Raw genomic sequence first — 15,336 nt, 5'->3', positions numbered from 1 at the left:
TTTTTTTACCAATCAATTAATCATGTTACCAGCAAGCAACCCACAAGAAGACAAATTAAGCACCGATGAAGCGGCTCAGGAAATTATGAACCACCTAACCGAAAGCGGTTACGACCTGGGCGAGAAAGTGGCCATCAGCCGGGCGTTTCGTAAGCTGCTGCGCACCGAGGGTGAAGAAGCGCAGAAGACATTGACCAACCTTTTAGACACGTTGTAATTAATGGATTTCAAACGCAAAAAAGCGGATGACCAGCGGGCTGCCAGTGAGCAGCCTGCTGGAAACGAGGGAAACGGATTGCCAACGGATGCTATGCTTAAACAGATGGCAGCAGCGGCCTGGTCAGCGACAGCAAACAATGATCCCGAACCAGTCAACGAACCAGCACCAAAGTCGGTGATCACAGTAGTTGATCGAGCCACTGGCCAGGAGATCAGAGAAAGTGAACCCCTACCAATTTACGAACCAGAACCAGCACCAAAATCGGGGATCATAGCCAGCGTGCTGGCCAGCCTAGTGCGATGGCTGAACCACTCCCGCTACCTGCTGAGCCTGTATGGCGGGCTGGCCGTTGCCTTTGTGGCTTTCTACGCGCTGGCCGACTATACAGCCTACACCACCGCTGAGCAGCGGCCTGGTCAGCTGATCTTTTCCAACACGATGACTCAGCTTTGGACGGCCTGCTTTCGGCTGGTGTTCATTCTGGGGGCCAGCCTGGCGCTGCTTCGACTGTTCTGGCCTGAGTTGTTTCGCTTTTTTAGGCCGGACACTCAAAACGGGCCAGACATGATGACCACCATCAAACACGAGTTAACGTCCTACCAACGGTTATGCGTCTTCTTGTTAGCCTTTTTTGGGCTCTGTCTTTTGTTTATAGCCCTGCTTCTGGTCAATCTACCGCAGACAGTAAGCGTCGGTCGGTAGTCGACCAGCGCAAAGCCGTCACCCAGGCGGCAGTTCTCTACGTTGGCATTAGGGAAGAGGGCCAGAATCGGGGCAAACCGTATGAGCTGTTTATGAAGCCTTACGGCTATGGTCCTGGAAGCCTCTGGTGCGGTCTGTTCTGTCACCACGTCTTTGTTACGGCCAGCGTCAAACACGGGGTCAAAGGGCCAGCCATTGCCGCCAACTGGTCACTACCCGTCAGCGTCATCGTCTGGCGCAATAACCGGCCCGTAAACGGTCGGGTGCCGCTGGCGGGCGATCTGGCCTTGTTTCGCTTTAAAAGCAAGCGCATCAATCACGTCGAAGTCATTGTCAACTGGCCGAGCAATGAAAACTACTGCTGGGTGATCGGGGGCAATACCTCTAACCCCAACGGATCGGGTGAAGGCGTCTTTTTGAAGCAGCGACTGAAAAGCGAAATGATCGTTGTCAGCCGCATCACTTTTTAAACCGTAACGCATGAAACAATCCATTCACCTCTACGTGCTGGCAGGGCTACTGATGGGCCTGCTGGCTTTGGTGGTAGCTCGACCCTGGGGCCAGCTCAATAACGCCGTTGGCATTGAGTCGGTAGCCGATTCGATTCGGGCCGATACGCTCTCGCGTGCCGAGCTTGACAGTCTGATCATCGACACGGAAGCCGTAACAATGACCCTGCCCAACGCCATCAGCGACAGTCTGAGCTACAGCTTTGAAGCCCGTAAAAAGAAAAAAGCCTATCTGGAAGAGCAGAACGCCCTGTTGCAAAAGCAGAACCAGCAGCTGGAAACCAAGCTCAACAAAAAGCGGCAATCACTAATGCAGAATCTGGTGTCACTCCAAGAGGTTGAGCAGCTGCTGGTCAAGCAGAGCGGCTCAGCCAGTAAGATCGTGGTCAGTCCTGAAAACCCCTAACGGCCCCAACGAAGAGCAGGCGGGCTGAGCGATTAGTCCGACGTTGGGGCGATCCTGTTCGAATGATTACCGAAGCCGAGCTACTCTATCCTGAAACGGCGGTCGCCATTGCGGTGCTGGAGACGGGGCACTTTAGCTCACGGCACATGATGAAAACCCACAATTGGTTTGGATTCCGGCGTAACAGCCGAGGCTTTCAAAAGTGCGTTCGGAAGGGCTACGGTGAGTATGCCAGCGCACAAATGATGATGGCCGACTATCAAGCCTGGGAATACAACATCTGCACTAAATATGGCCTGACCGATGAGCGGGCGTTCCGCCGATGGATTGTCAAGCACTACGCTGAAGACCCGGCTTATAGTGCCAAGCTGAGCACCTCACTAGCTGAAGTAAATCGCACCTGGCGATAAAAGAGCACTCATTTTTTACTAGACAAAACGACTGATCAGCCGTGAGCGGAACGCTAAGAAATATTGACACCGACACCCTGGGCGGTATTGCCCTGGCCTTGCTGATCGCTGTAGGCATCGGCTTTCTCATCTACCACCTGGTTGATTGCGCCCAGGGCACCGACATTGAGACGAGTGGTCAGCTCGTCGACAAATATCATTCACCAGCCTGGGACGAACACAGAACCGTCGTTGTCCAGGATGGAAAGTACTCCCACCTGAAAATTGAAACCACCCATCACCCGGAACGCTTTGTGCTCAGCATTTACGACGGCGATGGCGGACGCGATATTGATGTCGAGCGGGCCGTCTGGCTTCACTACAAAACCGGCGACTGGGTCAAGCTGCGAAAGCGCTACGGCAAACGATCTAAATGTAAGTGTTACGAAACCGTCCTTTAGGGGGCGGTTTTTTGGTTTCTACTTGCTGGCCATATGTATCTAACTACGAGTAACTCTATTGTTTAACCAAACCAATTAATTTCCATGAATGATTTGCAAGATGAACTGAGTTTGGCCCAGCGACTGACAGCGCCCACGCCGAAACTGTTTCAGAAGGTGCGGAACGTCGGGGTGATCCTGGCTGCATTTGCCGGTACCATTCTGGGACTGGAGGCTAAAGGGGTGATCGTTCCCGACAGCATCGAAATGGTAGCCACTGGCGTCACTACGGTGGCGGGCATTATTGCCGCCCTGGTGAGCCAGTTCACGGTCGATCTGAAGGAATACCAAATCAAAAAAGCCCTTCAGTAATGCGCACCATCCAGCTCGACGGGGTGAGCTACCCCTTCCCCCAGAACTGGGCCGAAGTCAGCCCGGATCAGTTGCCCAAACTGATCCGGCTGGTTTACCTGACGCCCGAAAACGGCAAGATGTACCACGAGTTACTGCAGGCCCTGCTGGGCATCAAACCTAAAGCCTGGAAAAAGCTCCACCAGAAGCATTTTAACCCCAACTTACCGGAAGCCGTCCGGAAGAAAAACGCGGTTGCCCTGCACGATCTGGTATTTATGAGCCGATGGGTATGGCAGCAGCCAATGACCGAGCAACCTTTCAAGACCATCACAGTCGACAAAGTAGAATGGCTACTTCCTGAACCCGGTTTTGTATCGGTTAGCTACGGCGAGCTGACTGATCTGTATGTACACCTGCAGGCATACATCACCCAGCAGGAAGCCGGCGAAGGAGAGTTGGACTACCTGGTGGCCACGGCCTGCCGACCGGCCCGGCCTGCTGATCAGCTGAGCCATCCGGACTGGGACGGCGATCACCGCGAGCGCTACAACGAATTCATCGTGCGCGAGCGGGTCCGGCGCTTGAAGAAAGTACCCTTCGAGCACAAACTAAGCGTGCTGTTATTTGTGGCCAGCACCATCCAGGCCGTACTGGGCAAGTACACGCTCTTCGATGCTAACGATAAGAAAAACGCCGGCTCAGCCGAATCCTATACGGGTCAGGGCTTTATCAAGAACACCCATTTGCTGGCCGAAAAGGGTATCTTTGGTAACCTCAAACAAACCCAGCAGGCCAACGCCCACGAAGTTTTACTGTTTCTAGAAGAACACCGCGCCGATCAGATCGAGCGCCAGCAAGCCCATGAACAGCACTAATTTATTCTGGAATTACTTTGAGCCGCTGGCCAAAGAGATCGTACCGGACGGGGCGGGTACCGTGATGCAATCCGACGGCGATCAGATGGAGAAACTGATGACGGCATCCGTCAGCACCAGAGGCTTTTTCCCGGCGGTGTTTGTCATGCGCCCGGCCTACAAACTGCACGACAACGGAGCCGAGCAATTTTACTTCTGGTTTAATGTCACCTTTTACGTGTTTTGCAAAAGCAACTACAGCAAGCAGGAGACTATCGAAGCGGCCTTTAATGACGCCGAAGCCATCGCGCTTTCAATTGCCCACAAGCTCCGGCAGGAGCACCAGCTGACCGAAAACGTCGAGTACGAGTATAACACCACGGCGCTGGAACCCGTAACCATGATGACGCTCGAATCGACCCAGGGCTACGAAGTCAAACTTCGACTGGCCTTACAGGCTAACGACGTGTTACGAATTTATCTTTGACCCCATGCTTCGCAAAAAAATTCTTTTCTGGCTTACCTGGCTGATCTTAGGCCCACTGGTGATGGTGTACTTTTGCGGGGTTGCTCTTTTCTCCCGACGCCGTCGAAGCGTCCTGATCAGAACCCAGCTCGTCTATCAATCCGTCTGGCAAAATTTAGTCATCGAGAAACCCCTTCGGCGTCGCGTCCTGTCGATGGATCGCTACCGTTTCTGGATTAAGCGATAGATAGCCCTTATTCGGGTCCTTTCCCCAGCGGGTCGATAGCGCCAATTTTGGCAAAACACGCTTTGCTATGATCGACCCGCTGGCAACCAATCTGGTTTTCCAACCCCTTCATTTTTCCCGCAATCGGCTGGACGTGCTCATTGATCCGGCGGATACAACGCTAACAGACCGCTCCGATCTGCGCTACGCCCTGACAGTACTTGTGCCGAGTTTTCCCCAGAGTTCCGAGCTGGAGGAACTCACCACCCTGGTAGGCCGGGAGCGCCCGCCCCAGACGGTGGGTGGGCTGCAGCGCTTTGACGGGGCTCAGTTTCGCATCGACCAGGTACTGGATGGCTTTCTGGAAACCCAGAAGCCCGACTTCAATCAGTCAATTATGAGTATCGTTCCAACGATGACGATGCCCTACTGCCTACGGGAAGCCGTCACCGGGGGCCATCCGGCGGTCGACACCGAACGGACCCGGCCCAAAGAGTGGGTTTTCAAAGGTGGGCTGACGGGCGAAGATTTTGCCGGCTGGTCCGATCATTTCTTCGATAGCTACCTGCGCGACACCCGCCAGTTTCTGACCTGGCAACCCGACGAGAAAATCGTTTCGCTGCACCAGCCCGAATTTTTGTACTTTCTCTTAAACTGCTCGCCGGTACCGGCCACCATTAACTTACGCATCCAGGTCAATTACCCGAACGGGAACTCCGACGTGCGCACCCTGTCGACGCTCAGCGGGGCGTCAATCAACCAGGTCGTTTGCGTGCCAGTGGGCATGTATCCCAACGGGCTGGGCTACGACGTGGCCAGCTACGATGTATGGCTCAGCGACGGGGCCAATAACAGGATTTCTCAGGTGCGCACCTTTGTGATCGATTCGACCGAGCAGGCCCAGGAGCGCTTTATCTTGTTTGAGAATTCGCTGGGCGGCTTTGACACGCTGCGAATTTTGGGCCAGGGCTCGCTGGCGACCACCGTGCAGCGCATAACGGTCGAAACCGATCCCCAGTCGACGGCCATCGACGCGGCTCAGCTGCGGGTCATTCAGATCGAAAGTGATCAGAGCCTGACGGTATCGACGGGCTACTTCAGCAGCCAGGCCGGTGCCTGGGCTCGCTATTTGAACGAGCTGCTGCTGAGCAAGTCGATCTACCTGGTCACAGCCAAGGGCCACGTGCCGCTGCTACTAACCACCACGGAACTGGTCACCCACGAAGACGACGCCGATCTGATTGCCCGTACGCTGAGTTTCCGGAAAGCCAAAATTGAGCAGAATTATAGCCAGTTGCCCGCCACGTCATCGGGACCAGCCCGACCCACGGCCTGGCGGGGCATTGGCTTTCAGCAAATCCTGGACGGCTACGGCAAGCGGACGGGCCTGGGAGCCCCGATCCGGCTGCGCAAGTATTACGTCGACGACGGCAGTGATGTCAAGCCAATCATTGAAAAGCCCAACGCCGTGGGGAATGCCGACTACATCAGCCCGACGCCAATTCCGGGCGTAGTACCTGGATCGACGCCCTACCCCAGTACCCCCATCAGCCGTACGGGCCGGTTCAAACGAAGCACCTGCCCATCGGGCCAGGAAGGCGGGCCGGCTACCGTCGTCGTTCTGGCGGGCAAGTACGGCAGCGAAACCCAGGCCGACGCTGACGCCAGGGCTGAAGCCGAATTTGCCAGCCTCGATACCCAAGCCTACGCCGATAACTGGGGCAGCTGCTCGCTGTCGGAAACCTATTCCTGGAACCTGCCGGCGGGCCAGTGGCACGTGCGCTTCAGCAGTCCAGGCAGCTCCGCTATTTTCCACAATGATGGCCAGGCCGGGCCGGCGGATATGGGCAACACCCAAAGCCTACAGGGCCAGGCGGGTCAGTTCGTTTACCTGGCCGGCAGTAACGATCTGAACTTTCCGGCTGCTGACGCCAACTGGCTGCTGTATAGCCTGGGCGCACCCTTTGCGACCAAACGGCTCAAACTCTACAAAAACGGCGTGCTGCTCCGGACTCAGGACTTTACCCACAACAAAGACGGCTACGAGCAGATGAGTTTAGTAGGCGCTAACGGCATGGGGCCCGTACCACAATCGGGCGAATTGTATTACGTAAAATTTGAAGATCGATGAATCTGGACATTCGCATCGATGGTCGCTCAGTGGAGCTGGCCGCTGGCTCAGCGCTGGAGATGAACCTAATCAACCCGCACTTTGACTATAGCAAGATACCGGGCTCCACGGCCAACCTGCCCACCTTCCCAATCTCCCGGCGCAACCAGCAGATTTTTGGCTACTGGGAACAGCCCCAGGCAGGCGCTATCCTGCAACGTCGACGCTTCGAGCAGTACTGGGGTGGGCACTTGATCCGGGAAGCCACGTTCGTACTGACTGAAGCGGGGCCAGGCGGCTACGTCGGTCAGATGGTTGAAGCGCTGGGCGAGTTTTTTGGTGACTGGCAGAACTTGCCCCTACCGGAGCTGGACCTGGGGTCGCTATCGATGGCAACCCTGGCCAACGGGGAACTGATCGATGGCGGCTTAATCGCTGCCGCCTTTCCGGTTATTCGTAACCCGGACTTCTACGGTACCAATGGCGCATCGATCAGCTACAGCGGCAAGGTAAACGACCCATCGGGCCAGGGACCGCAAACGCCGATGATCATGCTGACCTGGCTACTGAAGAAAATAGCGCTGGCCACTAACACCACCATCGACGGTGCCTTCCTGAATCACCCGGTTTATTCCCGGCTATTGCTCTACAATACCAGGGCGCTGGACGGAGCCACCCAGGTGACGGTCAGCAAACATCTACCCAGTATGAGTTTATCCGAACTGCTGCTGGAGATCAGAAAGCTGTTTAACCTGCAATTCGACTTTGACGGGCCGGCTCGTCGGTTAACGATTGGTTTCTGGCAGGACGCCATCAAAAAGCCGGCAGTGAAGGACTGGAGCAAAAAGGCCGTAGGTCAACCGCTCAAAACGCCCGAAACCAACACGCGTTTGCAGTTGAGCTACGAGCTGGATGGTAACGATGGGCTGATGAAGGACAAGCCCGCGGTGATGGCCGATTACATGAGCGCGGGAAGTGACCCTAATTTTGCGGGCCTTAAAAGCCGTTTCTCGACGTTATTGACTGATGATACCACCGGACGCACGAAAACCGCTCAGATCGGAATTACGACGCAATTCGGCCAGCTCAGTAATACCTTCTCGCCCCGACTGCTTTTCTGGAACGGCATTATCGTGGGCGAACCCGACGCATCACCCGAAAGCGGCTTCTATTCGCTCTACTGGAACGGCGCAAATGGCTTACATGAAAACCACTGGCAGGAGCTGGAAGACATGCGCCAGAATCAGTTTTACGTCAAGCAGTCGATGAACCTGACCGAAACAGATCTGGCCATGCTACGCTGGGATGAAAAAGTACACATCAATGGGATGGATTACTTTGTGCTGAGCGTAGCGGTAAGTCTACCGATTCAGAAGCCGGCGGAATGCTTGTTAGTGGCGGTGTAAGAGCAAAAAATTGATATTCAATAATGAGAAGGAGCCCTGTCAATGTTGACAGGGCTCCTTCTCATTTATTTCTTCTATGGATTAAATGTGTAACTCTTGAAAACAAAATCATCGCTACCTGAATCGTAATTCAAATTCCCAATTTTGTATCCATTCTCGTCGAGCACATTTACCTCAAAATCATTTTCTAATGCAGCTTTGAGCAGATCTTCTATACCTTCCATTGTCGCCCATCCTCCAGTCATATCGCTGACTTCCTTATTTTTTATCCTCTGCCATTGATCATAGGTAATATCCATACTTGGTGTATGTTTCTGATAAGATATACCACTTTCTTCGCTGGGTAACTGACTTAACAAGTCATCTACAGTTGCTTGAAGATCTTCTGGGCTTACATAATTTGGTGCATTTATACGGGCAGGAAACAGCTCAATGTGAACATGAACTATTCCCTCTCTATAGTACATAGTTCCTTCTGCACTATAGAAAAATAATACAAAAGAGGGCAATAAGCATCGTACGCCATTATAAAATTCCCCTGTTCCATTGGGATTTACCAAAGAACCATTGTAAAAGCCATTATGTGCTTTTATAACTGTTTCAACCGTTGATTGACGCGGTCCGAAATGTGCTTGAGTTCCCCTGAACTCGTTTAGTTTTTCTTCGATTAATCTGATTGTGGATGCCATATTATGTAGATTAGAATCACTAAAGCTATTTAAGGAAGAGTTCTAATTACTGTTAATATCATACCCTACTAACTTAGCTTTAAGGCAAGACTTTTCGTCCTTCCCTTTGCCTGCCCTACCCTGCACTTTCGTAGCATGGCAAATTCCCCAGGCACCGAAGCGACCGGCCTGCGCTCCAGCGATGCGCGGGGCGATTGGCTGACCACTAACCGCGATGCAGCGAAGATTCTGGACACCTACATCGAAAAGGCGAAGGAACTATTCATCAGACGCGCTCAGGACGCTGGCCTTAATCTGACGGGTGAGCTATTGCACTCGTTCCGCACGTTTGCGGCCCAGGAAGCTGGTAGCTACGTCGAAGCCCGGCTAACGATGTCGCCACTGGCCCGCATCAAAGACTTACAGTCGCTCAACTACGCCCGCACCCCACCGTTGTCAGCGATGGTACGCATGGTCGAGAATAACCTGGCCAAATACGGGCGGGCGCATTTTTACAAGGGCGTTCCGGGCTATCCCAAGGGCGTCTGGCCGGCATCGGAAACTCAGGCCATCGAACGCATTGCCTGGGGCTACAAAATGGCGCTCCAGCGCTTTCCCAACGTCATACGCGGCTACCGGGGCATGTACTCCGATCCACTGCTGAAAGACGTACTACCCTACTTGTTCCGCGATCTGGTAGAAGCCGCTGGCCATACGGCAATGAAGGGCATGAAACTCGCTTTCGAATTCAACTAACCACAATGGCACTAAATCTTAACGAGGAAGCTACCCTCAAGATCAAGTCCGACACGGGCCAGTTTAACGCCGATCTGAAGGCGCTCAACGACCGGGCTACCGAGCTAACAAAAACGCTCAAGGAGATCGAAAAAACCGGACCCGGTAAGAACTCCGACGAGTGGCGAAAATTCAAGACTGAACTCGACGACACCCGCAAGGCCAGTGAAGCCTTGCGGAAGGACGTTGATATCACGACGCTGTCGTACGGTCAGCTGGAAAACCACGTCAAGCAGCTGGCCCGAGATCTGAAAACGCTCAAGCCTGGCACCGACGAATTCATCGCGGCTTCAGCTAAACTGCAGACCGCCCGCCAGTACCTGGACAACGTCACGGCGTCGACGAAAAATGTCAGCACCAATGCCAAGCAGGCCGCTAAGGATTTGACCACGATGGCCGATTCGGGGCTGACCTTCGGCGAGCTGCGCACCAAGATCGAGCAGCTAAAAACCAAACTGGACGGACTGACACCGGGCACCAAAGAATTTATCGCGACCAGCAAGCAGCTTACGACAACAAAGCAGCTTTACGATAGCGTCAAAGATTCGGTCGACGATGCAACCCAGGCTTTGCATAAGCAGCTGCTGGAAGCCAAAAACAGCGAGCTAACGTACGGCCAACTCGAAGCCAAGGTAAAGCTGCTCAATGAGCAGTTAAAAAAACTCAAGCCCGGTACCGACGACTTTGTCAAAGCCACCAAGCAGCTGGGCGAAGCCGAGAAGGATTTTAAAGCCGTGGGTAAGCAGGTCGACGACGTTAAAAAATCGAGTGATGATCTGGGCAAACCAACGCTCTGGCAAAAAATCACTTCGGGAGTAGGTGGGATGCAAACAGCGTTTCAAGCATTTTTTGCGCTCCAGATCGTCGGCTACATCATCGATATTGGCAAGGCCATTTTTGAAACGACGGCCAAGTTTGAGAAGTACGAAAAGGTACTCACTAACGCCCTGGGCTCCCAGAAGCAGGCCCAGGAATCAATGGAAGCGCTCAAAGAGCTAGGTAGCAAAACGGCCTTCTCAGTCGACGAGCTAACCGAAGGCTACGTTAAGATGGTGAACCGGGGTCTACGCCCATCGAAAGCCGAAATGGTTGCACTCACTGACCTGGCCGCTTCCCAGGGTAAAACCTTTGATCAGCTGGTTGAAGGCTTGCTGGATGCTGCTACCGGCGAATTTGAACGACTTAAAGAGTTTGGCACCAGGGCATCCAAAGCCGGCGAGGAAGTCACCTTTAAATTTAAAAACGCCCAGTTGGTAGTCAAGAATACCAGCGCTGGTTTCGAGGTGCTCGATAAAGTGACGGGCAAGGTAGTCAATACTTTTAAGAACCAGGAAGATGCTACCCTGGGCGTGATGACGGCCTTGGGTGAGATGAAGGGCGTTCAGGGACAGAACGCGGCCATGATGCAAACGCTGGACGGTAAAACGTCTAACCTGGGCGACTCGATGGATGCCCTAAAGGTAGCCGTGGGCGACCGGCTCAAACCCGTCTTTCTGTGGCTGCTGGATTTTCTGTCGACGGGTGTGCAGTGGATGCTCAAGATCGCCGTAGCTACCGAGCCACTGGTGACTGTATTCGCTGATTTATTCGACGCGATTGGCGCACTGGCTGGCTCGCTGCAACCGATAGTGCAGCGCATTTTTCCCAACATGATATCGGGCGGCACGGCACTTAATACCACCATGAAAGTTGTGGCGCTGGCCTTCCGGGCGGTGATCACTCCAGTGCAGGCCGCGATTGCTGTTTTGATTGGCATGGGTCAGACCTTCGGGGGAGTCGTCCAGGCCGCCCGTGCTCTGGAGAAGTATTTGAGTGGCGATGTCGTCGGCGGTAAAGCGGCCTGGGAGCAGGCGAAGAAAACCTTCACCCAGGTGGGCGACACCGCTAAAGTAAACTTCAATGCTATCGCTAATGGCTGGAAAAATGCGATGGTCGACACCCCCAAGAAGGTAGCACCCGAAGCGATTTTTGCAGCTAAAGATACCGAAGCCAAGCGCCAGGAGGGCATGACCGACGAGCAGAAAAAAGCCCAGGCTAAACGGGAAAAAGAAGCTGAGAAGGCCCGCAAAAAAGAGCTAAAAGATCACGAGAAAGCGCTGGAGGACGTACGTAAAGCCAACCAGAAAGCGCTGGAGCTACTGGCCAAGGAAGAAGCCGAAGCCCATATCGCGGGCATCAAAGACGAGATGCAGCGCGAGTTTGCCAAGCTGCAGGCCAAACGTGATCTGGAAGCCGAAGACATCATGCGGGGCCTGCAGAGCGAAACGATCAAGAATCAGCAGATCGCCAACCTGGATTTAAAACTGCAGGCCGATATCACCCGCGTGGCTGGTGAGTACGCTGAGAAGAAGCGCAAAAAAGCCGAAGAAGAAGAGAAAAAACGGCTCGACAATCAGAAGTTCATCGCCGAGCAGGAACGCCAGGCGTACGCGGCTCTCTACGACTGGCAGGAAATGACCGTGCAGGCTAAACTGGATAGTCAGGTTATTTCGTCGGCGACGGCAGCGACTCAATTGGCAGCGATCCACCATCGCCGGGTCGATAGTGAGCTGGCGGCATCGCTGGCCAAGAATACCGCCGAAGAAGCCGCCGAGCGGGCCAAAGCCATCCGGGAAGCGACCAGCAAAGAGCAGGAAGGCGTGATGCTGACGGCCATCGAAGCCCGCTTCGAAAACGAGCGGATCGTGCTGACCCAGCAGGCGGCTGATACCAAAGCCAAGATTGAGCGCGACCTGAAGGAAAAGAAAAACGCTATCTGGAGCGAAGCATCCAACGCGTTTTCGGCCTTACTGAAAGGTGATCTGATGGCGTTCGTCGAACACGCCAGCAACATCGTCAAGGGGGAAAAGGAAGCCTGGCAAAAGCGCATCGAAGAAAACATGGCCAAGTACCAGGCCGTGGCTCAGATGGCGACCGCTGCCGTCCAATTCCTCAATCAGCTCGAACAGCAGAAGGCGGCTAACGCCATTGCCGCTGCCAAGAAAGAGCGTGACGAAAAGGTAGCGCTGATTCAGGAATTGATCGCTACGGAGAAGGCGGCTCAGGACGCTGCGGAAATGGAAAAGCAGCGGGTCACTCAGGAAAGCAACAACAAGATTTCGGCCATCAAATCCGCTTCCGAAAGCGCTATTTCCAGTCTGGAACAGCAGTATCGTCAGCTTTCCAGCACCGCCGAAAAAAAGAAGCTCGATGAACAGCTGCAGGGCTATAAAGAAAATGCGGACGGCAAGTCGGAAGCCGCCAAAGATGCCGCTCAGGAAGCCATCGAAGCTGCTCAGAACGAAGCCAAGCAAAGCATCGATGCCGCCCAGAAAGCCGAAAAGGAAGCCATCAAATCGGCGACTAATGAGAAAAACGAAAAGATCGATGCCGCCGAAGCCACTCGTGATGCCGAAATAGCCGCTATCAATAAGCGTAAGGATATCGACCAGGCTACCCGCAAGCAGCTACTGGCCGACGCAAAAGCCGCTTTTGAGACGACCAAAGAGCAGACCGAAGCCGAAGCCAAGGACAAGATCGAAAAAGCCAAAGACACGGCCAAGACCCAGACCGAGCTGGCGAAGGATACCCAGAAAACCAAAATTGAGCTGGCCAAAGATCAGCAGGAAGCCGAGCTGAAGGCCATCGAAGCGGTTCAAAAAGGGGACGAAAAAGCCGCCAAGGAAATTCTGGCTAAAGCCAAGGAAGACCAGAAAGAGAAGATCCGGCTGGCCAAGGAAGAAGCCGACAAAAAAATCGAAGAAGCCGAAAAGGAGAAGCGGGAAAAACTCAAAAAAGTTGAACAGGAAAAGCAGACCCGGATTCAGAACCAGAAGGAGCTGAACCGCCAGATCGAAGCCGAAAATAAGAAAGCAGCCGCGACCGAAGCAGCCGCCAAGCGCAAAGCCTGGGAAGCCCAGAAAAAAGCCGACATCGCCAGTGCGCTGATCACCGGAGCCCTGGCCACGCTGAAGGCGCTGGCGTCATCGTTCTGGCCGGCTAACCTGGTGTTTGCCGCCATGTCGGCAGTGATGACGGGCGTGCAGGTAGCCATGATCAAAAGCCAGCCGGCTCCCCAGTTCGCCAAGGGGGGCTTTATTCCCCAGGGCGGTCGCCACGGGGCGAGCTACGGCACGGGGGGCATTGGCCTGATCGACCGTCAGAGTGGGCGCGACGTGGGCGAAATGGAAGGCGGGGAAGCCATCATCAGCCGGGAACAAACCCAGGCCAATATGCCGCTGATCCAGCGCATGTTCGCCAACGCCCGCACGCCAGGCCGGCGGGGTCGATCCGTACTAGCCGACCGTGATGCCTTGGGCCATCCAGCCTGGGGCCAGCCAGCCGGCTTCCGGGATGGTGGTTTACTGAACCCACCCAGCTGGCCAGGCCGGATGTATCTCTACGGCGGTATTCCGGGACGGGCCACGCCAGGCCGTGGTAAGCGCTACGACGACGGGGGCATGACCGATGAAGGCTACAGTGATAATTACGGCGGTAGTGATAACTACAGCGGCTACGATGACGCCGAAGCCAGGGCAGCAGCCGACCGGGCCGAAAAGCAGGGACTGGAGCAGCTTCGTTTACTAACGGCCATCAAGGATGCGCTCGAAAAAGAGCCCGAAACCATGCGCCAGCTGCTGATGAATCTGGAGAACAATCTGCGCACGGCGATGGCGAACGTCGCCTTCAGCCAGTGGATCAACGACAGCAACAACAACCGCTCGCTATTGACCGGGCTGGAAACGCTGGGTACGAATCTAAGCAGCGCCCTGACGCGGATATCGACCAGCCAGACGACCGATTCCAAAGTGATCGTCGCTGAGCTGACCACGCTCCGAAATAGCCTGCTGCTATCGATCAACGAGCACCGCTCCCAGCTGGTGGCCACGCTGGGCACGAATCGTTTGACCAATACGCTGGCCATTTCTAGTTTGACGCTGCAGCTGGTATCAAGTCTGAAAGCCCTATCGACCGACACGACCCAGGCGGTGGGCAACCTGGAAGAAACCACCGTGCGCGAGTTGCAGCAGCTGTCGACCGACACGACCCGCTCGCTCAGCAGTCTGGAGAAAACGACGGCCACCGAACTACAGCGCCACTCGACCAATACGACTAAATCGCTCAGCAGCCTGGAGAAGACCACGGCCACGGGCCTGGACAAACTGGCGACCCAGTCAAAGACCGACTTTACCCAGCTGACCGATAAGCTCCAGAGAAACCAGGACGAAGCCACGGCCAAAACCATTCTGGCCATGTCAGCGGCCAGCACCGCCAACCAGAAAGCGCTGGCGAGTCTGAGTCTAAAAACGGTCACCAGCCTGGACAATCTCTCGGACGAGATGAAAACGACCCTGCTGGATTTGAAGAAAGCAACGGTCAACAGTCTGGACGAGCTGGCCGATAGCACCGAGACGGCCCTGGCCCTGCTGGATAAGGATATGACCAAGGCGCTGGCCCTGTTGAGCCAGAACGTCACCCGCTCGCTGGACGTACTCGACGAAGACGTGACGGGCTCGCTCGATACGCTCAACAAAGACCAGAAGCAGGCACTGGGCACCCTGGGCTACCGCACTGAGACGGCTCTGGATCGATCAGCGACTCGTACCACTCAGTCAGTGGACAGCTTATCGGTAGAAGTACGCAGTTTAAAAGGCTCGATCAACAGCGTCGAAGGCGCGGTCTGGCAGGTGCGGGGGGCCGTCGATGGCGTGCAGGGAGCCGTCTGGGGCAGCAACCAGGCAGGTCGACTGGACGCGTTGATAGGCGCTATCAGCACCTTTGGGGGTAAATAAGTAACGGTTGGCGGAGAATA

Annotated in this window: 15 protein-coding genes; 14 read left to right on the top strand and 1 reads right to left on the bottom strand. The window is 54.7% G+C overall.

The genetic code is table 11. The features are described 5' to 3' along the window. Window positions 1–22: 22 nt before the first annotated feature. From LQ777_RS10945 to LQ777_RS10890, 12 genes are all read left to right on the top strand, one after another. Window positions 23–217, top strand: coding sequence for a hypothetical protein (locus tag LQ777_RS10945; protein ID WP_232562558.1), 195 nt, complete (start codon window positions 23–25; stop codon window positions 215–217). Between the two features lie 3 nt (window positions 218–220). Next, entirely contained in the window at window positions 221–922 is a 702-nt protein-coding gene (locus LQ777_RS10940) for a hypothetical protein (RefSeq protein ID WP_232562557.1), read from the top strand. Next, window positions 829–1,392, top strand: a complete 564-nt coding sequence (locus tag LQ777_RS10935) for a C40 family peptidase (RefSeq protein ID WP_232562556.1) — start codon at window positions 829–831, stop codon at window positions 1,390–1,392. Before LQ777_RS10940 ends, LQ777_RS10935 begins: the two co-directional genes overlap by 94 nt. Window positions 1,393–1,402: 10 nt before the next feature. Further along, the gene (locus LQ777_RS10930) at window positions 1,403–1,837 is read left to right on the top strand and encodes a hypothetical protein (RefSeq protein ID WP_232562555.1); all 435 of its coding nucleotides are present in this window, start codon (window positions 1,403–1,405) and stop codon (window positions 1,835–1,837) included. Between the two features lie 62 nt (window positions 1,838–1,899). Beyond that, window positions 1,900–2,247: a glucosaminidase domain-containing protein gene (locus tag LQ777_RS10925; protein WP_232562554.1), complete on the top strand. Its 348-nt coding sequence runs from the start codon at window positions 1,900–1,902 to the stop codon at window positions 2,245–2,247. 41 nt (window positions 2,248–2,288) lie between these two features. Then, window positions 2,289–2,687 carry a hypothetical protein gene (locus LQ777_RS10920; RefSeq protein ID WP_232562553.1) on the top strand — a complete coding sequence of 133 codons (399 nt, stop codon included), beginning with the start codon at window positions 2,289–2,291 and terminating at the stop codon, window positions 2,685–2,687. 84 nt (window positions 2,688–2,771) lie between these two features. Beyond that, window positions 2,772–3,038, top strand: a complete 267-nt coding sequence (locus tag LQ777_RS10915; RefSeq protein WP_232562552.1) for a hypothetical protein — start codon at window positions 2,772–2,774, stop codon at window positions 3,036–3,038. Next, window positions 3,038–3,895: a hypothetical protein gene (locus LQ777_RS10910; protein ID WP_232562551.1), complete on the top strand. Its 858-nt coding sequence runs from the start codon at window positions 3,038–3,040 to the stop codon at window positions 3,893–3,895. The genes LQ777_RS10915 and LQ777_RS10910 overlap by 1 nt, the downstream gene beginning before the upstream one ends. After that, window positions 3,882–4,361 carry a hypothetical protein gene (locus LQ777_RS10905; protein WP_232562550.1) on the top strand — a complete coding sequence of 160 codons (480 nt, stop codon included), beginning with the start codon at window positions 3,882–3,884 and terminating at the stop codon, window positions 4,359–4,361. The genes LQ777_RS10910 and LQ777_RS10905 overlap by 14 nt, the downstream gene beginning before the upstream one ends. Window positions 4,362–4,365: 4 nt before the next feature. Further along, a complete protein-coding gene (locus LQ777_RS10900) occupies window positions 4,366–4,587 on the top strand; it encodes a hypothetical protein (protein WP_232562549.1) in 222 nt (73 codons plus the stop codon). Window positions 4,588–4,654: 67 nt separating this feature from the next. Then, window positions 4,655–6,697, top strand: coding sequence for a DUF5977 domain-containing protein (locus tag LQ777_RS10895; protein WP_232562548.1), 2,043 nt, complete (start codon window positions 4,655–4,657; stop codon window positions 6,695–6,697). After that, window positions 6,694–8,082, top strand: a complete 1,389-nt coding sequence (locus tag LQ777_RS10890; RefSeq protein WP_232562547.1) for a hypothetical protein — start codon at window positions 6,694–6,696, stop codon at window positions 8,080–8,082. The genes LQ777_RS10895 and LQ777_RS10890 overlap by 4 nt, the downstream gene beginning before the upstream one ends. Before the next feature lie 74 nt (window positions 8,083–8,156). Here the strand turns inward: LQ777_RS10890 and LQ777_RS10885 are convergent, their stop codons facing one another. Beyond that, window positions 8,157–8,771, bottom strand: coding sequence for a hypothetical protein (locus LQ777_RS10885; protein WP_232562546.1), 615 nt, complete (start codon window positions 8,769–8,771; stop codon window positions 8,157–8,159). 135 nt (window positions 8,772–8,906) lie between these two features. On the opposite strand from LQ777_RS10885, the gene LQ777_RS10880 reads away from it, so the two are divergent. Both LQ777_RS10880 and LQ777_RS10875 read left to right on the top strand, forming a co-directional pair. Beyond that, window positions 8,907–9,506, top strand: coding sequence for a hypothetical protein (locus tag LQ777_RS10880; RefSeq protein WP_232562545.1), 600 nt, complete (start codon window positions 8,907–8,909; stop codon window positions 9,504–9,506). 5 nt (window positions 9,507–9,511) lie between these two features. Further along, the gene (locus LQ777_RS10875) at window positions 9,512–15,316 is read left to right on the top strand and encodes a hypothetical protein (RefSeq protein ID WP_232562544.1); all 5,805 of its coding nucleotides are present in this window, start codon (window positions 9,512–9,514) and stop codon (window positions 15,314–15,316) included. The last annotated feature ends 20 nt before the right edge of the window (window positions 15,317–15,336 follow it).

The organism is Spirosoma oryzicola (assembly GCF_021233055.1).
Taxonomy (GTDB): Bacteria; Bacteroidota; Bacteroidia; order Cytophagales; family Spirosomataceae; genus Spirosoma; species Spirosoma oryzicola.
Note: the sequence above shows the minus strand (reverse complement) of the source record. Positions and strands in the feature narration are given on the sequence as shown.